The organism is Erythrobacter sp. NE805 (assembly GCF_046452355.1).
Taxonomy (GTDB): domain Bacteria; phylum Pseudomonadota; class Alphaproteobacteria; order Sphingomonadales; family Sphingomonadaceae; genus Erythrobacter.
On record NZ_JBKFDI010000001.1, the window covers coordinates 394,352 to 417,654 of the forward strand.

Annotated in this window: 12 protein-coding genes; 8 read left to right on the top strand and 4 right to left on the bottom strand. The window is 71.7% G+C overall.

Annotated elements, in window-relative coordinates; genetic code table 11:
- Window position 1: 1 nt before the first annotated feature.
- The 3 genes from ACLBKU_RS01805 to ACLBKU_RS01815 form a co-directional block, all read right to left on the bottom strand.
- A complete protein-coding gene (locus ACLBKU_RS01805; RefSeq protein ID WP_410177819.1) occupies window positions 2-6,904 on the bottom strand; it encodes an MBG domain-containing protein in 6,903 nt (2,300 codons plus the stop codon).
- A 34-nt stretch (window positions 6,905-6,938) separates the two neighbouring features.
- Window positions 6,939-8,768, bottom strand: coding sequence for a ShlB/FhaC/HecB family hemolysin secretion/activation protein (locus ACLBKU_RS01810; protein WP_410177820.1), 1,830 nt, complete (start codon window positions 8,766-8,768; stop codon window positions 6,939-6,941).
- 118 nt (window positions 8,769-8,886) lie between these two features.
- Window positions 8,887-9,750: a hypothetical protein gene (locus ACLBKU_RS01815; RefSeq protein WP_410177821.1), complete on the bottom strand. Its 864-nt coding sequence runs from the start codon at window positions 9,748-9,750 to the stop codon at window positions 8,887-8,889.
- 156 nt (window positions 9,751-9,906) lie between these two features.
- Here ACLBKU_RS01815 and ACLBKU_RS01820 point away from each other — a divergent pair, with 156 nt between their 5' ends.
- From ACLBKU_RS01820 to ACLBKU_RS01835, 4 genes are all read left to right on the top strand, one after another.
- Entirely contained in the window at window positions 9,907-10,563 is a 657-nt protein-coding gene (locus tag ACLBKU_RS01820) for a DUF1826 domain-containing protein (protein WP_410177822.1), read from the top strand.
- Window positions 10,564-10,654: 91 nt separating this feature from the next.
- A complete protein-coding gene (locus ACLBKU_RS01825; RefSeq protein WP_410177823.1) occupies window positions 10,655-12,793 on the top strand; it encodes a S46 family peptidase in 2,139 nt (712 codons plus the stop codon).
- Between the two features lie 87 nt (window positions 12,794-12,880).
- Window positions 12,881-13,879: a glucokinase gene (locus tag ACLBKU_RS01830; protein ID WP_410177824.1), complete on the top strand. Its 999-nt coding sequence runs from the start codon at window positions 12,881-12,883 to the stop codon at window positions 13,877-13,879.
- The gene (locus ACLBKU_RS01835) at window positions 13,876-16,638 is read left to right on the top strand and encodes a phosphoenolpyruvate carboxylase (protein WP_410177825.1); all 2,763 of its coding nucleotides are present in this window, start codon (window positions 13,876-13,878) and stop codon (window positions 16,636-16,638) included. The genes ACLBKU_RS01830 and ACLBKU_RS01835 overlap by 4 nt, the downstream gene beginning before the upstream one ends.
- Before the next feature lie 188 nt (window positions 16,639-16,826).
- Here ACLBKU_RS01835 and ACLBKU_RS01840 read toward each other — a convergent pair whose 3' ends face one another.
- The gene (locus tag ACLBKU_RS01840) at window positions 16,827-17,846 is read right to left on the bottom strand and encodes a LacI family DNA-binding transcriptional regulator (RefSeq protein WP_410177826.1); all 1,020 of its coding nucleotides are present in this window, start codon (window positions 17,844-17,846) and stop codon (window positions 16,827-16,829) included.
- A 171-nt stretch (window positions 17,847-18,017) separates the two neighbouring features.
- Between ACLBKU_RS01840 and ACLBKU_RS01845 the strand changes: the two genes are divergently transcribed.
- The 4 genes from ACLBKU_RS01845 (at window position 18,018) to eda (ending at window position 23,284) form a co-directional block, all read left to right on the top strand.
- The gene (locus ACLBKU_RS01845; protein WP_410177827.1) at window positions 18,018-19,310 is read left to right on the top strand and encodes a sugar MFS transporter; all 1,293 of its coding nucleotides are present in this window, start codon (window positions 18,018-18,020) and stop codon (window positions 19,308-19,310) included.
- A 119-nt stretch (window positions 19,311-19,429) separates the two neighbouring features.
- On the top strand, window positions 19,430-20,869 hold the full coding sequence (zwf, locus tag ACLBKU_RS01850; protein WP_410177828.1) for a glucose-6-phosphate dehydrogenase: 1,440 nt from the start codon (window positions 19,430-19,432) through the stop codon (window positions 20,867-20,869).
- Window positions 20,862-22,676: a phosphogluconate dehydratase gene (edd, locus tag ACLBKU_RS01855; protein ID WP_410177829.1), complete on the top strand. Its 1,815-nt coding sequence runs from the start codon at window positions 20,862-20,864 to the stop codon at window positions 22,674-22,676. The genes zwf and edd overlap by 8 nt, the downstream gene beginning before the upstream one ends.
- Entirely contained in the window at window positions 22,676-23,284 is a 609-nt protein-coding gene (eda, locus tag ACLBKU_RS01860; protein ID WP_410177830.1) for a bifunctional 4-hydroxy-2-oxoglutarate aldolase/2-dehydro-3-deoxy-phosphogluconate aldolase, read from the top strand. The genes edd and eda overlap by 1 nt, the downstream gene beginning before the upstream one ends.
- The last annotated feature ends 19 nt before the right edge of the window (window positions 23,285-23,303 follow it).

Consider the following 23,303-nt stretch of genomic DNA (forward strand, 5'->3'; position numbering starts at 1 on the left):
GCTACTGCTCCCCCCCGTTCTGGCCCGGCGTGGTGGTGACCAGCGAATCGTTGCCGCTCGCCACCGGATCGTCGAGCAGGCTGTCGCTCCCGATCAGCCCGGCCTCGGGCTGCACCGGGAAGTCGATCCCGAAGGCCTCGTCGTCGCTGGTTTGGGGGTCCTCGCCCGGTTCCTCCTCGCCCTCGTCGACCGGGTCGAGCACGGTCGTCGGGTTGTCGAAGCCCGGCGGAGTCGGCGGCGGGTCGATGGTCAGCGTCCCGTCGACATAGGTGAGCGTGTAGTTCGGCCCGGCGGCAAGCGACCCCTGGCGGATCGCGAAGGTGCCGACCCGCTCGCCGGGATCGCGGGTGAGGCTCCCCGAGAGCTGGTCGCCGTTCACCAGCCCGTCGCCGGAGACGGCGAAGGTGAGCGCCGGGTCGATCAGGCCGAGCAGCTTGGCGAGGTTGTCGGCGGTGACGGTGATTGCACGCGGGGTGATGGTGAGCTGCCCGTTGACGAAGGTCACGGCGTAGTTGTTGCCCGCGGCAAGCGTCCCGCGGGTGATCGCGACGTTGCCGACGCCGGTCGTCGCCCCCGCGGTGGTCGCCAGCGCGCCGGTGAGCTGGTCGCCGTTGACGAGCCCGTCGCCGCCGACGGTGAAGGTCAGCGCCGGGTTGGCGTTGCCGTAAATGCGGCTTAAGCTGTTCGCTGTGATCGTGATCGGCCGGGCGGTGATCGAGAGCACGCCGTCGACGAAGGTCACCGCGTAGTTCTGGCTCGCCGCGAGCGTCCCCTGGGTGATCGCGACATTGCCGACGCCCGTCGTCGCCCCCGCGGTGGTGGCCAGCGCGCCGCTCAGCTGGTCACCGTTGACGAGGCCCTCGCCGCCGACGGTGAAGGTCAGCGCCGGGTTGGCGTTGCCGTAGACCCGCGAGAGGTTGTTCGCCGTGATCGTGATCGGGCGCGGGGTCACGGTCAGCGTCCCGCCCGGCGCGATTGCGAACTGATAGCCCTGCTCGCTCATCAGCGTGCCGAGCGCGACGGTGATCGCGTATTGCCCAATGCCGGAGGTCGCCGTCGCCGCGGTGCTGAACTCCGGCGCCCCCGAAAGGTCGCTCACGCCGTCGCCCGGCTGGAAGCCCGCGAAGCTCGCGGTGAAGGCCGGGTTGGCGTTGCCGTAGAAGCGGCTCGCATCGTTGGCGGTGATCGTCAGCACCGGCGCGAGGCGGAAGGCGGTGAAGTTGCCGCCCGGGTTGAGCGTGTCGTAGGCCGCGGCATTGCCGACATTGTAGCGCCGCGCGTAGTTCGCGAAGCTGCCGATCTGCGAGCCGGTGGGGGTCGCGGCGAAGATGCCGTAATGCCCGCCGCCGGTCAGGACGAGCCCGGCGTCGCCCGCGAGGTTGATCACCTCGCCGCCGAGCGAGGCGAGGTCGATCGCGCGCCCGCTGCCCGAGGCGGTGAGGACGCCGTCTGCGAGCATGCGGATGTCGGTGCCGCTGGCGGTCGCGAGGTTGCGCACGTCGATGCGGCCCGCCGCAATCCCGGCGAGCGTGATCGCGCCGCTCGCGCGCTGGGGATCGCTCCCCCCGTCGAGAAGGCGCATGGTGACCGTGCCGGCGCCGGCGTCGATGCGGCTGCCCTGCGCCATCGTGATGACCGCGCTGCCGGGCTGCGACACCCCCGGCCCCCCGCCGCGATTGGCGGTGAGCGTGACCGCGCCGCCCCGGCCCACAAGGCTCCCGCCGAGCAGCAACGAGCGGCCCGCGAGGAGGGTAATCGACTGCCCGCCGATCCCGCTCCCGCTGCTGCCGTCGCCGAGCGTGCGGATCGTGCCCGCCGCGGTCACCTCGAGCGTGGTCGCATTTCCGCTCGCGGCAAGGTTGCCGATGACGCCGCCCTGTGCGGCGGCGAGCGTGATGTCGCCGAGCGCATTGGCGGTGAGCGCGCCCGAGACGCGGATCGACCCGCCGCTCGCCGAAAGCTGCGAGGCGACAGGCGCGTCCGGCAGGGCGTCGCCGAGCGCGGCGGCGCTCAGGCGCGCAAGGTCGAGCGTGCCGCTCGAAGCGGTCACGGCGAAACGTCCGGCGATGTTCTCGCCCGCGTTCGGCCCGGCGCCCTGCGCATTGGCCGAGAGCGAGAGCTCGCCGGCGGTAAGTTGCGCGGGCGAACCGGCGAGGAGGTCGACCAGCGCCTCGCCCGCGGTGCTGCGCCCGCCCGGCGAGGTCGAGGCATCGGCCCGCAAGCCGATCGTGTCGGCGGTGAGCTGCGCGCCGCCGCCGAGCGCGAGGCGGGCCGTGCTGCTGGTGGCGTTACCCCCGGGACTGGCGTCGCCGGGCACGCTCAAGGCAAGGGAATCGATCAGCAGGGTGCCGACCGAGAGGCTCCCGCCGGTGAGCGTAAGGTTGGCAGCGCGGCTGTTCCCTGCTCCGGTCGTGCTCCCGGCGCCGCCCAGGCCGCGGGCGCCGATCACGAGGCCGCTCGGGTCGGACCCTGCCGCGGCTATCGTGACGCTCGAGGTGTCGAAGGTGACGTTGACGCTCCCGCCGCCGGGCGCCTGCGTGCTGCCGCCGATCCCGCCTGTGAAGCCCGCGCCGCCGCGCGCGGTGGCGGTCACGATGTTGCTGCCCGACAGGCCGAGGGTCGATCCGGTTACGGTCACATCGGCGCGCGCGACGGCGGCATTGCCCCCGCTGCCGCCGCTGCGCCCGCCGCCATTGCCGCCGGTTGCGGTGTTCTCGAGCCTGAGGTTGCCATTGGTGAGGGTCGAGCCGCGGATCTCGATGAGCGCCTGCCCGCCGAAGGCATTCCCGCCCGCGCTCGCGCCATTGCCGCCGACGAGGCGCGAGCCGATGTCGAGGCCGCGTTCGCCGCTGCGCGCGTCGGGGGTGAAGGTGATGGTCGCGCCGTCAGCGCGGAAGGCGACCTCGGGGCCGCCCGCCTCGCGCGCATCGGCATCGCCGCCGATCGCGCCGCTGCCGCCGGTGGTGCTGTCGACCCACAGGAACTTGCCGACGATGTTGAAGGTGCCGCCCGCAATGTCGACGAGGCTGCGCCCGGCCGCTGCCCGGCCGCCGTTCGCCCCGCCGGTGCCGCTGCCGCCGAAGCCGCCCGCGCGGCCCTCGGAGAATTCTCCGGTAAGCGTGCCGCCGTCGCTCACCCGGATTGCGCGCAGGCCGCCGGTGCCGCTGCCGCCGGCTATCGCCAGCGCGCTGTCGAGGCTCGACCCGCCCTCGCCGTAGACCGCGAAGCGGGTCGCGCCCATGCCGATGGTCCCGCCCGCGGCTTCGATCGCGCCGCTGCCGCCGGTGCCCGCGCCGCCCGCGCCGCCGCCCACCAGCGAGCCGCCGCCGAGGCCGGAGGCGGTAAGGCGGATCGCGCCCGGACTGCCCTGGTCGCTGAACGGCGTCTGCGGCAGGGTCACCGCGCCGCCCTGCTCCGCGCGCAGGAGGAACGTGCCGCCGGTGCCCGCGCCGCCGACGCCGTTCCCGCCGTTGCTGTCCCCGCCGAGGCCCAGCGCCGCGAGCAGCGCGCCGCCGTTCAGCTGGTCCGCGAACTGGCCGAGCGCGTTGGTCTCGACGATGATCCGGCTCCCGCTGCCGGCGCTGCGGATCGTCGCGCTGCCGCCGACGCCGTCGCCGCCGCGGTTCACGAGGCCGAGGCCTTCGCGCTCGCCGCCCGCGCCGCTAGCGGAGACCGAGAGGGCGTTGAAGGTGAGCGTGCTGCCGGCCAGCGCCTCAACCGCCGCGGAGCCGCCCCGGCCGGTGCCGCCGGTGGAATCGGCGCCTCCCCCGCCGCCGATGCCGTGCGCCTCGAGGCTGGCGAGCGAGCGGAAGGTGCCGCTGCCGCGCGTGCTGCTGCGCTGGCCGACGAAGACCGTGCCCCCGGTGCCGTCGCCCCCCTTGCCGCCCGTGCCGAACCCGCCCGAGCCGATCGCGGTGAGCGCGGTGATGCCATCGAAGGTCGCGTTCACGCCGTCGAGCAGGATTGCGGTCTCGCCGCCGCGCCCCTCGCCGCCCGCGCCGCCGTCGCCGAAGCCGCCGAAGCCGGCCGCGTCGAGGAAGGCGCTCGACGCCGCGATCGTGCCGCCCGCCGAGCCCGAGATGATCGCCCGGCCGCCCTGTCCAGTGCCGCCATTGCGCGAGAAGCCGGCGACGCCCGGCGCGCGAAGGTCGATGCTCGAGCTCTCGACCCGGCCCGCATTCGCGGTCAGCAGCGCATCGCCGCCGGTGCCGTTGCCCGCAAGGCCGAAGCCGGTGCCGAGGAAGAAGCCGTCGCCACCCTCGCGCCCGCCATTGCCGCCGCTGCCCTCGACATCGACGACCACGCCCGAAAAGCGAGCGAGGCCGGCGCCGAGCGAGCCGTCGGTCCCGAAGAGGGCGGTGCCGACCTGCGCGGTGCCGCCGAAGCCATCGCCTCCGTCGCCCGCATCCTCGGGGCCTTGCGAGGGATCGTAGGTCGAATAGCCGCCGCCCGCGCCGCCGAGCCCGCGTGCCGAGGCGCTGGTGAGCGCGCCGGTGGTGAGCGTGCCGTTGTCGCCGCCCGCGAGGATGTAGGCCCCGCCGACGAAGTTCGCGTCGGCTTGGTTGATGCGCGAGGCGCTGCCGCCGCGCCCGTCGCCGCCGCGTCCGCCGCGCGTGGTGCCGTCGGTCTGTGCGGCCTCGCCGCCGAGCCCGTCGGCATTGGCGATCGCCGACACGCCGACGATCAGCGCCGCCGTCTGGGTGAGCGTGCCCTCGGCCCGAAACAGCGCAGTGCCGCCGGTGCCCGCGCCGCCGTTTCCACCGCCCGAGAAGTAGCCGAACCCGCCGGTTCCCTTGGCGATCGCGCTCGCCGTGCCGCGCAGGTCGATGCGACCGGTCTCGGCGATCGCGCCCGCCACCCCGCCGGAGCCGGCGCCGCCGCTGAGGCCGAAGCCGCCCTCGGCCTCGGCATTGGCGGCGAAGGCGCCGGTCACGTCGAGCCGGCCGCCGCCGCGCGTCACCGCGAGCGCCACCCCGCCGAGCGCCTCGCCGCCGACACGGCCGTAGTTGTAGCCGCCCCGCGCGTTGGCGGAGAGCGAGAGGAGGCCGCCGACGCGCGTCAGCCCGTCCCCGTCGACGATCACCCGCGCCTCGCCCGCATCAGCAAGAGCGCCGTCGGCGTCGCTCTCGGTCCCGGCCGCGCTGGCCGAGGCGGTGAGGAAGGCGTCGCCGGTGATCGCGACCCTGCTGCTCCCGTTGTCGAGCCGCGCGGTGCCGCCGTAGACCGCGCCGGGGAGCTGGGCACCGAAGCTGCGATGATAGGCGTCGGCGGTGAGCACCAGCGTGCCGTTGATGGTGACCTCGGCAAGCCCCTGCGCGCTCAATTCGGCAAGCCCGCCGCGCAGCACGCCCTCGCGCTCGCCGAACTGCACGGTGGCACCGATCGCCTCGGCCGAGAGGGTCGCGCCCTTGCCGGTGGTGACGCTTGCGCCGTCGGCGACCAGCCGCGCGCTGCCGCCCTGCGCCGAGCCCGCCGCCCCGCTGGCGAGATTGGCGCCGGCGGTGGCATCGGCGCTGATCCGCAGCGCCCCGGCGATGTCGAGCGTGGCGCCCGCGCGCGCCTCGACCAGCGCCGCCCCGGCCTCGGCATCGGCATCGCTCGGCAGCGCGAGGTTGACGCTGCTCACCCCGAAGGCGTCGGAGGCGACCAGCAGGTCGCCGCCCACGGTCAAGCTCCGCCCGACCCCGAGGCGCACCTCGGCCGCCCCGCCGCCGGCGAGCAGCAGGTTGCCCGCGACGCTCGCATTGGCGCCCGAGGCGCTGAGCCGTGTAAGATGCGTGCCGACCGCCATCAGGCTGCTGGTCGCGGTGACGTTGTCGATGAAGATGTCGGCCCTGACCGAGCTCGTCCCGGCCTTGGCATCGAAGCGCGCGTCGAGCCCCTGGTCGATCGCACCGCCCGCCACGGTGCGGCCCGCGACGTTGTGGTTGGCGGCGAGGATGATCTCGCCGTTGACGATATCGGCGGACTGCGCGGGCTCGAAGCCGAGGTTGCCGCTGAAGAGCATCGAGATGGGATCGTTTTGCGCCGCAGCGACGCCGTAGATCACGCGGTTGTCGCCCGGTGCGCCGCTGCTCGCGGGGCCGCCGATCGTTCCGTCGAGGGTGAGCACGTTGCCGCTTGCCGCGGTGCCGACCGGCACCTCGATGTCGAACAGCCCGTTCGAAAGGCGCAGGTTAACGACCTCGCCCGCGACATAGGCGTGGCTGCCGTTGACGTGCGCGATGCCCTCCATCTTCACGTCGGCCGCGACGACCGCGAAGAAGGCATTATCGGCGCTGGCGGTGATCTGCGCGCCGGGCGCGATGCTGATCCGCGCCCGCGAGCCGGCCGCGCCGGTCAGGGCGAGGGTCTCGCCCGCGCGGAACCCGCCGAAGGCCTGGGGGTCGGGCGCGAGCGTCGTCAGCATCAGCTGGCCGACGTCGAAGCTCGCGGTGCTGCCGATCAGGAAGCCGGTCGGTGAATAAAAGGCGACGAAGCCGCCGGGCGCGACGCCCGGGCTGGTCATCGGCTGGGCGGTCCTGAGGCTCGAGCTGAAGTCGCGGATGCGCGAGATCACCGCGCCGTTGATGACGACGGGCGCGCCATTGGCGTCGGGGAGGATGCGGTTGAGCACCGCGAAGTCGCTGACCCCGAAGCCGTTCTGGAAGATCGCCTCGTTGCCTGCGGGCAGGAATTCGAGCGTGTTGCCGAGCGCATCGACGAGCGGCGTCCAGTCGATCACCACCGTCGGATCGTAGACATCGATCTGGGTGGTCTGAGTGCCGCCGCCGTTCTCGTAGGAATAGATCTCCGCCGAGCCGACGACGACATTGCTCTGGGCGTTGATGCCCTGCGCCCCGGCCCCGCTCGCGGCGAGCGCGAGCGAGAGCGCCAGCGCGGTGCTGGCGCAGCCGGCCAGCATGCGCACACGGTTGGCAGGCAGCGGAGGGGTCATCTCAACGTCTCCACGGAATGAGGCGAGCGGTCAGCGTGAACAGGATACGCACGTCGCCGCGGCTGGCGGCAAGGTCGGGGGTGGTGAGCGGGACGGCGACGATCAGGTCGCTCTGGATCCCCCCGCCCCACGCCGCGCGCAGGCCCGCGCCCGCCGACCACAGCCGGTCGGGATTGGCGGCGCGGCGGCTCGGGTCCTCGTTCCAGACGAAGGCGAGGTCGGTGAAGGCATAGGGCTGGAGCGCCACCGCCGCCTCGCCCTTCGGGGCGAGCGAGCCGTAGCGCAGCTCGAAGGTGCCGAGCACCCCGCTGTCGCCGAGCACCACGCCCGGATCATAGCCGCGCCCGGTGGTGAAGTTGCCCGCGGCGAGCTCCTCGAAGGCCGGGAGCGCGTCGCCCGTGAGCTGCACGGTGGTGTCGAGCGCCAGCGTCAGGCGCGGCTCGGGGCGGAACTCGGCGCCGCCGGTGATCCGCGCGAGCGTCGGCGTGGGATCGGCCTCGATCCGGCTCGGCGCGGCCTTGCCGCCGATCAGGCAGGCGACGAGGTTCGGCCGGCAATCGGGGCTCGCGCCGAGCACGTCGAAGCCCTGCCGCGCCTCGATCCCGTAATGCACCCGCCAGCGCGGCTCGAAAGGGCTGTAGCCGGCCGCGCGCAGCACCGAGTCCCGGTCGCTCGCGGTGCCGCCGAGCCGCAGGTAGCCCATGCGCACCCGGTCGCGGGTGAGCGGGATGGCGTTGACGGTCACGTCCTGGTCGACAAGGTCGAAGCCCGCTTCGGCGGTCAGGCTGTGCGCGCGGCGCCGGACCAGCGGGAAGCTCGCATAGGCGGTGGCGAAGGTGGTCTCCGAGGAGACGCTGAAACCCGCGATCCCCACCGAGGGGTCGGCGGTGCTCCAGGTGAACTGCCCGCCGAGCCGCAGCCCCTCCCCGCCCACGCGGAACTCGTGGCCGAGCTGGAGGGTCTGCTGCTCGGCGAAATCGAGCGTCGAGAAGGCCGAGACGGTGGTCCGGTCGCCGAGTCCGGTGAGCCCGTAGAGCTCGCCGCGCAGCACCCCGCCGAAGCGGCCGAGCGCGCGCGAGCCGAGGTTCTGGAGGTTGAGATCGAGGCTCCCGCGCTCGCGCAGCACAGCGATCTCGCCGACGAGGTCGCCCGGCTGGCCGCCCGCCGCCGGGCGCAGCGAGAGGCGCACGCTGAGGCCGGGGATGTCGTCGGCGAGCAGCAGGTAGCGCTCGGCCGCGTCGGTGTTGAAGACGTCCTGCTGCGTCAGCTTCTCGAGATAGGCCGCGACGAGCTTGCCCGAGGGCCCCGCATCGCCGCGCACCCGCACCGCGGTGAGGCGGCCGAACACGACGCGGAAATCGGGCGTGCCGTCGGCGAGGTTCTGCTCGGGGATCTCGACCGTTGCCAGATAGCCCTGGCGGCGCAGCAGCGCATTGGCCTCGGCGCGGATGTCGCAGAGCACCGAGACGGGCAACTCGCGCCCCTCATAGCTGCGCCACGCCGCATCGAGCGAAAGGCCGGGAACGCGCTCCAGCCCGAGGAACCGGGCGCCCCTGACGGTGAAGCGGATGCCGGCGAACTCGGGCCGGTCGAGCGCGCAGGCGGGCCGCTCGAAATCGCCGTCGATGGTGAGCGTGACGGGCCGCTCCTCACTGCGCAATTCGGGCGGGGCGAGGTCGCTGCGGGTCGGCGGGGCGATGCGCACCGGCGCGGGCGGCGCCTGCTGGGCGGCGGCGGGCAGCGCGGCGCCGGCGAGCGCCACAGCGGCGGCCGAGGCGAGCCAGCGCGCGGGGTACGTCCAGACGGCGCGGTGATGCTGATCGCTCGACAATTTCCCCCCCGGACGTGCCCGCGCCGCAGCCCGCGCGGCACCTGCAAACCTACAGGGGAATGCGGCAAAAACAAGCCGCCAGCACCTCGGCCGGTCGCATCCGGCCGGGGCCCTGAGGTCAGCTTCCGGCGGCGAGCATGACCTTCGCCGAGGCCCCCGAAAGGGCCCCCGCCTCGACCGGCAGCTTGGCCGGGCGTGCGGCACCCGGATAGGCCTTGGCGAGCAGCGCCAGCGCCTCGGCGATGCGGGCATGGGCCGCGGGGTTCTCGGCCTTGATCGCCGCGCCCGAGGCGGCGAACTGGCTCGCCGCGACCCGCGAGAAACCGTAGCCGTCGAGGTAGGGCTCGTAGGCGGCGTCCTTGGCGAGCCGGCGGTACATCGCGCTCGCGCGTTCGATCATGTCGGCGATGACGCCGGTCGCGACCTTGCCCCGGGTGCCCCCGGCGGGGGCCTTCTGCGCAGCGGCGCGCAGGGCGGCGATGATCTTGTCATAGGCGGCATTGACCTCGGCGACGCTCTTGCCGGCGAGGGCCGCGTCCGAGGCGGCCGAGAACAGCGGCTTGACGTCGGCGACGCCGAGCTGCGTGAAGACCGGGTCCATGTCGAGCAGCACCTCGCTCACCGGGTGGGCGAACATCTCGGCGGCGGCGTCCTTCTTGCCCGCGGCATAGGCGTCCTTCGCGGCGGCGACATGGGCCTCGGCCACCGCGAGGGCGATGCCGTAAGCGACCGGGTCCTTGGCTGCATCGGCGACCGCGACCCCGCCCTCGCCTTCGCCGCCGGCCGCCGCGCCGCCGCCTTCACCCTCCCCGGACCCGCCCTCGCCTTCACCGGCGGTGGCAGCCGCCTCGGGCTGGCTCGTCGCGCCCTCGCCCCCGGCCTCGCCGCCCGCCTCGCCGCCGCCGCTGCACGCGGCGAGCAGCCCGCCCGCGAGCGCGGTGCCGAGGCCAAGCTGGGTCCAGAGTTTGAGCGTGCTGTTCATCGGGGAAGGTATCCTTGTGCGCGAAATGGCTCGGGCAAGCCTATTGGCCGAGATGATAATCACTCGCAAGAGCCTTTCGCGCGCGCCTGTTGCGCGGAGGGATGCCCGCTGATAATGCGATGTTACAACATCACTCATCAGCATAGCGACCGCCTCATGACCCTGCTCGCCGAATCCCGTTCCCGCCTCTCGGGCGACCCTTCCGTCCTGAGCGCGATCCGTGACGAGGGCTGCAACCTCGCGGTGTGGCAGCGCGCCCCTTTCGCCGATTTCGCCCCGCTCGTCGCGGGCGAGCCGAAGGACCTGCGCTTCATCGGCGATCCCGCTTCGCTCGGCACACGGCTGCTGCGCGAGCTCGCTTCGGGCGGCTTCGGCGGTGGCGCGGCCCTGCACCACGTGCTCGCCGAGGACGCCGCCCACCTCGGTCGCCTGTTCTGCGCCGCGATGGACCTTGCCCTTCTCGAGCTGCGGCTCGAGGTGGTACGCACCGACTCCTGCCGCAAGTTCCATGCGGACTACGTCACCGCCCGGCTCATCACCACCTATGTCGGCGAGGGAACGCACTGGCTTGCGGACGAGGATGCGGCCCGCCTCGCCGCCGGTGGCGAACCGCGGCGCATCCATCGTCTCGCCCCCTTCGATGTCGGGCTCTTCAAGGGCAAGCTCGCGACCGGTAATCCAGTGATCCACCGCTCCCCGCCGATCGCCGGGACGGACGGGGGAGCGCGGCTGCTGCTGGTGCTCAATCCCGCGAGCCCGCCCCGCGGTGATGTTGCCCAATCGCCACTTCCGGCGCGCGGTCACATGGCCTAACAGCCCCGCCATGCGCCGAGGGGCGCGTCAACACCGATGCCGGCCGGCCGCGAGTGTCCGGAGGCATCCTTCGCGAGAGGTAAGCTGCCCGATGAAGAAGTTCCTGCTGGCCGGGGCCTCGGCCCTGATCGCCACCCTGCCGCACGCCGCGATGGCCGACGAGGGCATGTGGCTGCCGAGCCAGACCGGCGCGATCGCCGAGCCGATGAAGGCCGCCGGCCTCGAGCTCGACGCCAAGACCCTGGGCGACCTCCAGCGCCCGCCGCTCACCGCGATCGCCTCGCTGGGCGGCTGCTCGGCCGCGTTCCTCTCGCCGCAGGGCCTCGTCGCGACCAACCATCACTGCGTGGTCGGCTCGCTCCAGTACAATTCCTCGCCCGAGAAGGACTACCTCACCGACGGCTTCCTCGCGACGACCCTCGCCGATGAGCTCCCCGCCGCGCCGGGCAGCCGGATCTACGTGATCGAGGACCTGCGCGACGTCACCAAGGACATGCTCAAGGGCACCGAGAAGCTCGACGGCCGCGCGCGCTACGACCGGCTCCAGGCGAACCGCGCCGCGCTGATCACCGCCTGCGAGCAGCAGGCCAACCGCCGCTGCGACGTGCGCGCCTATTTCGGCGGGGCACAATATTGGCTCCAGCAGCAGCTCGAGATCAAGGACGTGCGCCTCGTCTATGCGCCCGCGCAGGGCGTAGGCAATTTCGGCGGCGAGAAGGACAACTGGATGTGGCCGCGCCACACCGGCGACTTCTCCTTCTACCGCGCCTATGTCGCGCCCGACGGCTCCTCGGCGCCGTTCAGCAAGGACAACGTGCCCTTCAAGCCCAAGGCCTTCCTGCCGATCGCCAAGGAGGGCGTGAAGGCAGGCGACTTCGTGATGGTCGCGGGCTTCCCCGGCACCACCGAGCGCCTGCGCACCGCGGCGGAGGCCAAGTTCACCTACGAGGCGCTCTACCCCTACCAGCAGCGCATGCTCGCCGAATACGGCGACCGGATCGACGAATTGACCGCCGGCAACCAGGCCGCGAGGATCGCCTATGCCGCGACGCTTCAGGGCACCGAGAACTACGAGAAGAAGATCGCCGGTCAGCTTGCGGGCGCGGATGCGATCTCGCTGGTCGCCCGCAAGGAGGCCGACGAGGCGGCCTTCCGCGCGTGGATCAAGGCCGATCCCAAGCGCGAGGCGCTTTATGGCGCGGCGCTGGCCGAGCTCGACAGGCTGGTCGAGGAGAGCAACGCCTCGGCCCTCGCCGAGGTGCGCAAGGGGATGCTCGGCCGCGGCCAGCTCTACGCCGCGGCGCGCACGCTCTACCGCTGGGCGAACGAGCAGGCCAAGCCCGACAAGGACCGCGAGCCGGGCTTCCAGGAGCGCGACAGGGCCTTCATGACCCAGCGCATGCAGATCATCGAGCGGCGTTACGTCCAGGCGATCGACCAGGCGCTGTGGGCGGACGGTATCGCCGAATACCGCCAGCTTCCCGCCGAGAGCCGCATCAAGAGCTTCGATGCTTTCATGGAAGGCCGCGACCCCGCCTCGCTCTATGCCGCGAGCGAGCTCGGCACCACCGCCAGGCGGCTCGAGTGGATGGGCAAGACCCCGGCCGACTTCAAGGCGTCGAGCGATCCCTTCATCCAGCTTGCGGTCGCCACCTATGACGAGGCAATGGCCGCCGAGGCCGCCGACAAGGAGCGGTCGGGCAAGGTCCAGAAGGCCCGCGCGAAGGTGATGGAAGCGCGCCTCGCCCATGCCGCCTCGCAGGGCAAGGCGATGTACCCCGACGCCAACGGCTCGCTGCGCTTCACCTACGGCAAGGTGACCGGCAAGACGCTCGACGGCCAGGTCTGGACTCCCTTCACCACCGCCGAGGGGCTCCTCGCCAAGCACACCGGCCGCGGCGAGTTCGATGCGCCGGACAAGATGATCGCGCTGATCAAGGCCAAGGACTACGGCAGCTACGTCGCGCCCGCGCTCGGCACCCTGCCGGTGGACTTCATGTCGACGGTCGACATCACCAACGGCAACTCGGGCTCCTCGACGCTGAACGCGCGCGGCGAGTTCGTCGGCCTCGCCTTCGACGGCACGATCGAGGGGGTGGTCTCGGACTGGATGTACGATCCCGCGATCAACCGCACGATCCACGTCGACAGCCGCTTCATGCTGTGGACGATGGAGAAGGTCGACGGGGCGGACCGCCTGCTCGCGGAGATGGGCGTCGCTGCCCGCTGAGGTTGAATACATATGCGGCGCGTGGGATTCCCGCGCGCCGCCTGCTAGGCTAATCCCTCGCTCAGGACGGACGAGGGGAATACAAGCATGGCGCGCGATCTGGTGGTGGTCGATATCGGCGGCACCCATGCCCGCTTCGCGATTGCCAACATCGGCGCCGACGGGGCGATCGCGCTCGACGCGCCCGAGACGCTCCACACCGCCGACCACGCCAGCTTCCAGACCGCGTGGGAGTCCTTTCGCGAGCGCAAGGGCGGCACCCTCCCCCCGGCGGTGAGCATCGCCATCGCCGGGCCGGTCGGCAGTCCGGGCAAGCCCAACCCGGTGATCCGCTTCACCAACAACCCTTGGATCATCCGCCCGGCGCTGATCCCCGAGAAGCTGGGGGTGACCGACTACACCCTCGTTAACGACTTCGCCGCCGTCGCCCACGCCGTGGCGCGCGCCGACGACAGCCAGTTCCTGCATCTCGCCGGGCCCGATGCGCCTCTCGGGCGCGAGGGCACGATCAGCGTGATCGGGCCGGGCACCGGGCTCGGCGTCGCGCACCTCTACCGCTCGGGCGACCATTACCGCGTGCAGGCGACCGAGGGCGGCCACATCGACTTCGCGCCGCTCGACACCATCGAGGATGCGATCCTCGCCCGCCTGCGCCGCCGCCACAACCGCGTCTCGGTCGAGCGGGTGGTCGCGGGGCCGGGGATCGTCGACATCTACCAGGCCCTGGCCGCGCTCGAGCACCGCACCGTGCCCGAGCGCGATGCGATCGAGATCTGGAACCTCGGCACCAGCGGCGAGGACAGCCTCGCCGCCGCCGCAGTCGACCGCTTCTGCCTCGCGCTCGGCTCGGTCGCGGGCGACCTCGCGCTGGCGCAGGGGGGCTTTGCGGGCGTGTGCATCGCCGGGGGCCTCGGATACCGCATCCGCGACACCCTGCTCGCTTCCGGCTTCTCGGCGCGGTTCAAGGCCAAGGGGCGCTTCGAAGGGCTGATGGGCTCGATCCCGGTCAAGCTCATCGTCCACCCCCAACCCGGCCTGTTCGGCGCCGCCGCAGCCTTCGCCTCCGAGCACGGAGCGGGCGCGTGAAGACCGTTGCTGACCTCGAGAACCGCCTCGGCGAGCTTCATCAGCGCACGCGGGAGACTCCGCTGTTCAACCCGGTGTTCCAGCTCTCGCTCGACCTGTCGCGCGCGCTCGAGGGGGGCGAGATTTCGCTCGACGACCTGAGCAGCCTCGTGGCCCAGCTCGAATGCGAGGGGCTGAAGTCGCGCGCCAAGCGGCTGCGCAAGCTGCTCGCCGCGCCGCCTGAAACCGGCCGCGCTGCCGAGGAGGAGGACTTCGCCGGTTTCGCCGCGCGCTGGCAGCACCCGCAGCTCCACGCGGTCTTCACCGCGCACCCGACCTTCCTCCTCGCGCCCGCGCAGGCCGAGGCGGTGGCGCTCGCCGCCTCGGCGGCGGGCGAGGTCGACGATACGGTCTGCGCCGTCCCGCCGACCCGCACCGCCGTCACGCTCGAGCACGAGCACCGCGCGGCGATGGCGGCGATGGCCCGCGCGCAGGACGCCCGCGACCTGATCGTCGCCCGCCTCTTCGCCGAGGCCCGGGAGCGCTGGCCCGACGAATGGCGCAGCCTCCGCCCGGTGCCGTTCCGCTTCGCCAGCTGGGTCGGCTACGACATGGACGGGCGCACCGACATTGGCTGGCACACCTCGATCGCCTTCAGATTGCAGGAGAAAGCCGAGCGCCTCGCGCGCTACACCGCTTCGCTCGAGGCGCTCGATCCCGCGCATCCGCTGCTCGCGCGCCTGAAGCCCGCCGCCGCCTTCGCCGCGGCGCGGGCGGAGGACTTCGCGGGCGACCTCTCGAGCGCCGAGGCGCTCGCCGCCGCCGCCAATCGCCTGACCGAGCACGGCGAGGACAACCTCCTCTCGCTCGCCCGGCTCATCGCCGCGCTCGAAGGCGAAGCCGAGAGCGCGCCTGCCGAGCGCGCCATCGGCCTCCTCACCCTCGCCGCCGCGATGCGCGCCGATGGGCTCGGCATGGGCTGGATCCACTTCCGGGTGAACGCCAAGCAGCTCCACAACGCGGTGCGCCGCCGCCTCGGGGACCATGAGGCGATCGATCTCGCCAGCAAGGGCGCGATCGCGACGCTGCGCCGGCTGGTCGAGGAAGCGAAGCCGCTTCGCACCAATTTCGCCGCGCTCGCCACCGAGAGCTCGACCGCGATCCGCCAGTTTCTGGCGATGGCCCAGATCCTCAAGCACATTGATGCCGACGCGCCGATCCGCATGCTGGTGGCCGAGTGCGAACAGCCCGCCACGGTGCTCGCCGCGCTCTATTTCGCCAAGCTGTTCGGGGTCGAGGGCAAGGTCGACGTCTCGCCCCTGTTCGAGACCGAGACCGCGCTGGAGCACGGCGGCCGGTTCCTCGACGCGCTCCTCGCCGAGCCCGCCTACCGCGCCTACGCCCGCGCGCGGGGCCGGGTGGCGGTGCAGACCGGGTTCTCCGACGCGGGGCGCTTCGTCGGGCAGGTCCCCGCCGCCCTCGCGATCGAGCGCCTCCAGGGGCGGCTCGCCGAGGCGATGGCGGCGAACGGAATGGGCGGCCTTGCCGCGCTGGTCTTCAACACCCACGGCGAGAGCATGGGCCGCGGGGCGCATCCGGCCTCTTTCGCCGACCGCCTCGAATGGCCGCTATCCCCTTGGGCGCGCAGGCGTTTTGCTCGGGCGGGCATCCGCCTCGAGCCCGAGGTGAGCTTCCAGGGGGGCGACGGCTACCTGTTCTTCGCCACCCCCGAGCTCGCCCTCGCCACCCTCTCCCGCATCGCCGAGGCGCGCCCTGCCGAGGCCGATCTCGCCGCGCCCGCGGACCCCTTCTACCACCGCACCGACTTGAGCCTCGACTTCTACCGCGCGGTCAAGGAGCACCAGGGCGAGCACCTCGCGAGCCGCACCTATGCGCGGGCGGTGACGGCGTTTGGATTGGGGCTGCTCAATCCAACCGGCAGCCGCGTCTCGCGCCGCCAGAGCGACATCAACGCCGACCGCGAGATGAGCCTGCGCCAGATCCGCGCGATCCCGCACAACGCGATCCTCCAGCAGCTCGGCTACCCCGTCAACGTGATCGCCGGGATCGGCAGCGCGGCGGACGGGAACCGCGAGGAACTCGCTCAATTGCTTGGAGAATCCGCGCGCGGGCGGCAGCTCCTGCGGCTCGTGCGGGCGGCCAATGCGCTCGCCAGCATCAAGACGGTCGCGGCTTTCGGGGAGCTCTTCAACTCGGCCTATTGGGCGAGCCGGACCTATCGCGGGACCGAGGACCACCTCGCGGGGCCCTGCGGGGCGCTCGCGGAGTATCTGGTCGGCGACGACCGGACCGGGGTGTTCCGCCGCCTCGCCTCGCGCCTTCGGATAGATGCCTTGCAATTCCACAGGTTACTCGACCTCGTGCCCGACGAGGATGCCGACCGCGAGGCGCGCGAGCACGTGCGGCGGCGCATCGGGGTGCTCCAGGCGCTGCGGCTGGCGCTGCTCCAGCACATGTTCCTGAAGGTCGTCGCGGTCCCCGCCTTCAGCCGCGCCAACGACATCAGCCGCCGCGATGTCGTTGAAATGGTTCTGACTTTGCGCGTCGACGAGGCCCTCGCCCAGCTCCGCCGCGCCTTCCCGGTGCGCGTCCCCGGCCCGCGCGATTTCCCGCTCGACGAGCCCTCCGACTACCCCGACGGCGGTGAGGAGGGCTACGGCGCCTACGAGCGCGACTTCATGACGCCGATCGCCCGGGCGCATGAATTGAGCCTCCGCATCAGCACCGCCATCGCCAACGAGTTCGGCGCGCACGGGTGATCCCGCCGATGCGGTGTTTCACGTGAAACATCGCGAAAAACGGCGTTATGGCGGGGGTCTGGAAGGGGTCTGGAGGGGGTGTAACCGGGGTCTGGGCGCGTTTTCGCCCGGCTTGGACGGGTCTTGCGGGAAGCCGCGCGCGCCCCTCCACCACCTGCGGTGCTCCTCGTCCCGTGAAGGGGAGGATTTCAGCGCGCGGTGCTGCCCCGCCGGATCAGGCGGACGGGGACGCGGCGGCGGGTGGTGCTGTCCTCGCCCAGCACCGCCTCGACCAGCGCGGCGCCGGCTTCGGCGGGGTCGGGGGCGATGGTGGTGAGCGGCGGGCGGCTGAAGCGGCCGGCGACGAGGTCGTCGAAGCCCATCACCCCGATGTCGCCCGGCACCGCCATGTCGGCGGCGGCGAAGGTCTCGAGCGCGCCGAGCGCCATCGCGTCGCAGGCGGCGAAGATCGCGTCGACCTCTTCCCCGCGCTCGATCAAGCGGCGGGCGGCGCGGCGGCCTTCCTCCTCGCGGGTCGCGGCATTGACGGTCGGGGCGAGGCACGGCTCGAGCCCCGCCGCCCGCATCCCCTCGGCATAGCCCTCGTAACGCTCGGTGAACTGCACCTGCGGGGTGTTCAGCGCGCCGAGGAAGCAGGGGCGCCGGTAGCCTGCCGCCAGCAGGTGCTCGACAGCCAGCCTTCCGGCGGCGCGGTTGTCCGAGCGCACCCAGTCCAATTCGTCGAAGGGCGAGCCCCAATAGGCGACACGGCGATCCCCGGCCTCGAGCCCGCGGAAGTGCTCCCACGCCGCCTGGTTCATGGTGGTGCCGATCACCACGAGCCCGTCGGCGCGGCCCTGTTCCTGGTAGTGGCCGAAGAACTCGCCCTCGCGCGCCTGGAAGCTCACCAGCGTCTCGAAGCCGCGCTCCGAGGCGGCGACGCAGACGCTGCCGAGCAGGGCATAGGCGAAGGGATTGATGCTGCCCGCGCTGTCCCCCTCGCGGCAGATCACCACCACCGCGAGCGTGCCCGTCGAGCCCCGGCGCAGCCGCGCGGCGCGCTCGTCGACGAAATAGCCCAATGCCTCGGCGGCCTCGATGACCTTGCGGCGGGTCGCTTCGGCGATGGCGGGAGAGCCCGAGAGGGCACGGCTGACGGTCGGCTGGCTGACGCCGGCCCGCTCCGCCACATCGAAGGATGTCGGCCGTCTGCGCGTGCTCCCGCTCATGGCGCACGTCTCTACGGCCTGTCGATAGCGGTGCGCAAGTCGCGCCTGCATTCCTATTCGCACTGGAAAAGCGGGCGACAGTCTTGCAGGTTGACAGCAGCGGGCGGATTGTGAACGTTCGCAAGAGAAGGCACGCGGGGTGAACCCGCGCGGCGGGGAGAGGGATCAGGCATGGCTTTGGCACCGGGCGGCAGCACCGCGGGGGATTTCGGACGGATCGCGGGCGAGGAAACGCCGCAGGTCGACGCGCCGGGGCTCAACTACTTCGTCTTCGCGCTGTTCTTCATCTTCGGCGGGATCACCTCGCTGAACGACGTGATCATCCCGAAGCTGAAGGAGCTGTTCACGCTCAACTTCTTCGAGGCGAGCCTCGTGCAGTTCTGCTTCTTCATCGCCTATGCGGTGATCGGCATTCCGGGCGCGCGGCTGGTCAAGCGGCTCGGCTACATGAGGGGCGCGGTGGCGGGGCTGGTGACGATGATGGCGGGGTGCCTGCTCTTCATCCCGGCGAGCCAGACCGCGCTCTTCCCGATGTTCCTGCTCGCCTACTTCATTCTCGCGACCGGCGTTGTGCTGGTGCAGATCGTCGCCAATCCGCTGATCAGCCTCCTTGGACCCGAGCGCACGACGCACAGCCGCCTGACCTTCGCGCAGGCGTTCAACTCGCTGGGGACAACGATCTTCCCCTATGTCGGCGCGATCCTGATCCTCGGCAGCCTCGCCACCGTCACCGCCGCCGAGCTGTCGGGCGCCGAGCTCGCCGCTTATCGCACCGCCGAGAGCCAGGCGATCGTCAACGGCTACCTCGGCCTCGCCGCCGCGCTTGCCGTGGTCGCGGGCGTCGTCTGGCTGTTCCGCAACCGCCTCAAGGGCGAGCGACACGAGCAGACCAGCCTCGCCGACGGTCTTGCGCTTCTGAAGCGCCCGCGGTTCGGCTACGGAGCAGCATCGATCTTCCTCTATGTGGGGGCCGAGGTCGCGATCGGCAGCTTCATCGTCAACTACCTCATGCAGCCTCAGGTGCTCGGCATCCCCGAGCAGGAGGCGGGCAAGCTGATTTCGCTCTACTGGGGCGGGGCGCTGGTCGGGCGCTTCATCGGCTCGGCGGTGCTGCGGATGGTGAGCCCCGGGCTGCTGCTGGCGACTGTTGCCGCAGGGGCGATCTCGCTCATCGCGATCTCGGCCAACTCCACCGGGGTTGTCGCGGGCTACTCGCTGCTCGCGGTCGGCCTGATGAACGCGATCATGTTCCCGACGATCTTCTCCCTCGCCTGCGAGAAGCTGGGCCCGCGCGCGGCGGACGGATCAGGTATCATCAACGTCGCGATCTGCGGCGGCGCGATCATCCCGCCGCTCTACGGCGCGCTCGCCGACGCGACGAGCCTCGCCTTCGCGCTTGTGCTGCCGGCGGCGTGCTACGCGATCATCGCCGGCTTCGGAGTGTTCGCACGGAAGCCCGCCTGATCCTCCGGCCACCTGCCGGTGGCGCAGCGCCAACGCAACCAACTTGAATAAGTATGCGCGCACTGGCGATTATGCCCCTGCGCGCCTAGGTAGGGCGCGACGCAAAAAGGGGCATCGCCATGGGCTTCACCGCTGACCGTCTGCTGCTGTTCGGGGCCACCGGCGACCTTGCCCAGCGCATGCTGCTGCCGAGCCTCTTCGCGCTCGACGCCGACGGCCTCCTCGCCCCCGACCTCAGGATCATCGGCACCGCGCGCAGCGAGATGAGCGACGGCGAGTATCGCAACTTCGCCCGCGCCGCGCTCGAGAAATACCTCCCCGCCGAGCGCCGCGGACGGATGGCGGAGTTCATGAACCGCCTCTCCTACCAGACCCTCGATGCGACCGCGACCGAGGGCTATGCGGCGCTGGCGGAGAAGGTCGGCACGCCCGCGCGCGGCCTCGCGATCTTCCTCTCGACCGCGCCGAGCCTGTTCGGCCCGACCATCAAGGGCCTCCAGTCCGCGGGGCTGACGGGCGAGACCGTGCGGATGTGCCTCGAGAAGCCCCTGGGCACCGACCTCGCCTCCAGCCGCGAGATCAACGACGCGGTCGCCGGGGCCTTCCCCGAGAGCCGCATCTTCCGGATCGACCACTATCTCGGCAAGGAGACGGTGCAGAACCTGCTCGCGCTGCGCTTTGCGAACCTGATGTTCGAGCCGCTGTGGAACGCGGCCCACATCGACCACGTGCAGATCACCGTCGCCGAGACCGTCGGGCTCGAGGGCCGGGTCGCCTTCTACGACGATGCCGGCGCGATCCGCGACATGGTGCAGAACCACATGCTCCAGCTGCTCGCGCTCGTCGCGATGGAGCCGCCCGCGCATTTCGACGCGACCGCGGTGCGCGACGAGAAGGTCAAGGTGCTGCGCGCGCTCAGGAAGGTCGCCGCGAACGAGACCGTCACCGGGCAATACCGCGCAGGCGCGATCAACGGCTCGGCGGTGCCGGGCTATGACGAGGAGCTCGGCAAGCCCTCCGACACCGAGACCTTCGTCGCGATCAAGGCCCATGTCGACAACTGGCGCTGGAAGGGCGTGCCCTTCTACCTGCGCACCGGCAAGCGGATGCCGCGGCGCGTCACCGAGATCGTGATCCAGTTCGCCTGCGTGCCGCACTCGATCTTCGCCGGGCGCGGCGCGACCATGCAGCCCAACCGCCTCGTCATCGGCATCCAGCCCGAGGAGAACATCACCCTCTCGCTGATGGCCAAGGTGCCGGGATTGGACCGCGAAGGCATCCGCCTGCGACAGGTGCCGCTCAACATCGCCATGCCCGACGCCTTCACCGGCGCGGTGCGGCGCATCGCTTACGAACGCCTGCTGCTTGATCTGGTTGAGGGCGACCAGACCCTGTTCGTGCGACGCGACGAGGTCGAGGCGCAGTGGGAATGGGTCGACGCGATCCGTGCCGGCTGGGAGGCGGACGGCCTCACCCCCAAGACCTACACCGCAGGGACCTGGGGCCCGAGCGCGGCGATCGCGCTCGCCGAAAGGGACGGAGTGACCTGGCATGAGTAAGCCCCTCAACGACACCCTCCACCGGGTGACCCAGCGGGTGATCGAAAACTCGCAGCGCACCCGGCAAGCCTATCTCGACCTCATCGCGCGCGAGGCCGACAGCCTCGGCAAGCGCCCGGCGGTCTCGTGCTCGAACCTCGCCCACGCCTATGCCGGGACCGAGGAGGACAAGTCCGCGCTGGTCGCCGCGCACGGCCCCAACATCGGCATCGTCACCGCCTACAACGACATGCTCTCGGCCCACGCGCCCTATTACCGCTACCCCGAGCGCCTCAAGATCTACGCCCGCGAGGTCGGCGCGACGGCGCAGGTCGCGGGCGGCGTCCCGGCGATGTGCGACGGGGTGACGCAGGGCGAGACCGGCATGGAGCTCTCGCTGTTCAGCCGCGACGTGATCGCGCTCGGCACCGCGGTCGCGCTCAGCCACGCGATGTACGAGGGCGCGCTGATGCTCGGCATCTGCGACAAGATCGTGCCGGGCCTCCTGATCGGCGCCCTCAGGTTCGGGCACCTGCCCACCATCTTCGTCCCCGGCGGGCCGATGCCGACCGGCATCCCCAACAAGGAGAAGCAGCGCGTCCGCCAGCTCTATGCGGAAGGGAAAGCGACCCGCGCCGAACTGCTCGCGAGCGAGATGGCGAGCTACCATTCGGCGGGCACCTGCACCTTCTTCGGCACGGCGAATTCGAACCAGATGATGATGGAGATGATGGGGCTGCACATCCCCAACAGCGCCTTCATCAACCCCGGCACCAAGCTGCGGCAGGCATTGGACCGCGCCGCCGTCCACCGGGTCGCCGAGATCGGGCCGGGCGGCAACGACTATCGCCCGCTCGGCCACTGCGTCGACGAGAAGGCGATCGTCAACGCGGCCGTGGGCCTGCTCGCGACCGGCGGCTCGACCAACCACGCGATCCACCTCCCCGCGATGGCGCGCGCCGCCGGGGTGATCCTCGACTGGAACGACCTTTCCGAGCTGTCGAGCGCGGTCCCGCTGATCGCCCAGATCTATCCCAATGGCTCGGGCGACGTGAACCACTTCCACATGGCGGGCGGCATGGGCTTCGTGATCGGCGAGCTGCTCGAAGCCGGTCTCGCCCATCCCGATATCCTCACCGTGGGGCGCGGCGGGTTCGCCGACTACGCGAAGGAGCCGGGGCTGGAGGGCGACGAACTCGTCTGGCGCGAGGTCGGCCCTTCAGGAGACGATAGTATGCTCCGCCCCGTCAGCAACCCCTTCAAGGCGGACGGCGGGATGCGCCTTCTCGAAGGCAATCTCGGGCGCGCCTGCTTCAAGACCTCGGCGGTCGAGGAGACACGCTGGACGGTCGAGGCGCCGTGCCGCGTTTTCGAGGACCAGGCCGCCGTCGCCGCCGCCTTCAAGGCGGGCGAATTGGACCGCGACGTCGTGGTGGTGGTCCGCTTCCAGGGGCCCCGGGCCAACGGGATGCCGGAACTCCACAAGCTCACCCCGCCCTTGGGCGTGCTCCAGGACCGCGGGCACAAGGTCGCGCTGGTCACCGACGGGCGGATGTCGGGCGCCTCGGGCAAGGTCCCCGCGGCGATCCACTGCACGCCCGAGGCGCTCGGCGGCGGGCCGCTGTCGCGGCTGCGCGACGGCGACATCGTCCGCGTCAGCGCCGCGACCGGCGAGCTCTCGACCACCGCCGACCTCGCCAGCCGCGAACCCGCGCCCGACCCCCGCGCCGAGATCGGCACGGGCCGCGAGCTGTTCGGGATGTTCCGCCGCTTTGCCGACGGCGCCGAACAAGGCGCGAGCGCGATGCTCGCCACCGGAGACCTGTGATGACCATCGACACCATCATGCGCACTGCGCCGGTCATCCCGGTGATCGTCATCGAAGACGAGGCCCACGCCGTCCCGCTGGCCGAGGCGCTGGTCGCGGGGGGCCTGCGCGTGCTCGAAGTCACCCTGCGCACGCCCGCGGCGCTCGGCGCGATCCGGGCGATGAAAGAGGTCGAGGGCGCGATCGTCGGGGCGGGCACCGTCACCAACCCGCGCGAGCTCGACGCGGCGCTCGAGGCGGGCTCGGAGTTCATCGTCTCCCCGGGCCTTACGGAAAGCCTCGGCAAGGCGGCGATCGCGAGCGGCGTGCCCTTCCTCCCCGGCATCGCCAATGCGGGCGACATCATGCGCGGGCTCGACCTCGGGCTCGACCGGTTCAAGTTCTTCCCGGCGATGGCGGCGGGGGGGCTCCCCGCTTTGAAGGCGCTCGCCGCGCCCTTCGGCCAATGCCGGTTCTGCCCGACGGGCGGGATCAGCCTGGAGAATGCGCCGGAGTGGCTGGCGTTCGATCCGGTGCTGTGCGTCGGGGGCTCGTGGGTCTCCCCCAAGGGCGCGCCGGACAAGGCGGTGATCGAAAAGCTCGCCCGCGAGGCCTACGGGCTGCGCTAAACAGTCCCTCCCCATCCTT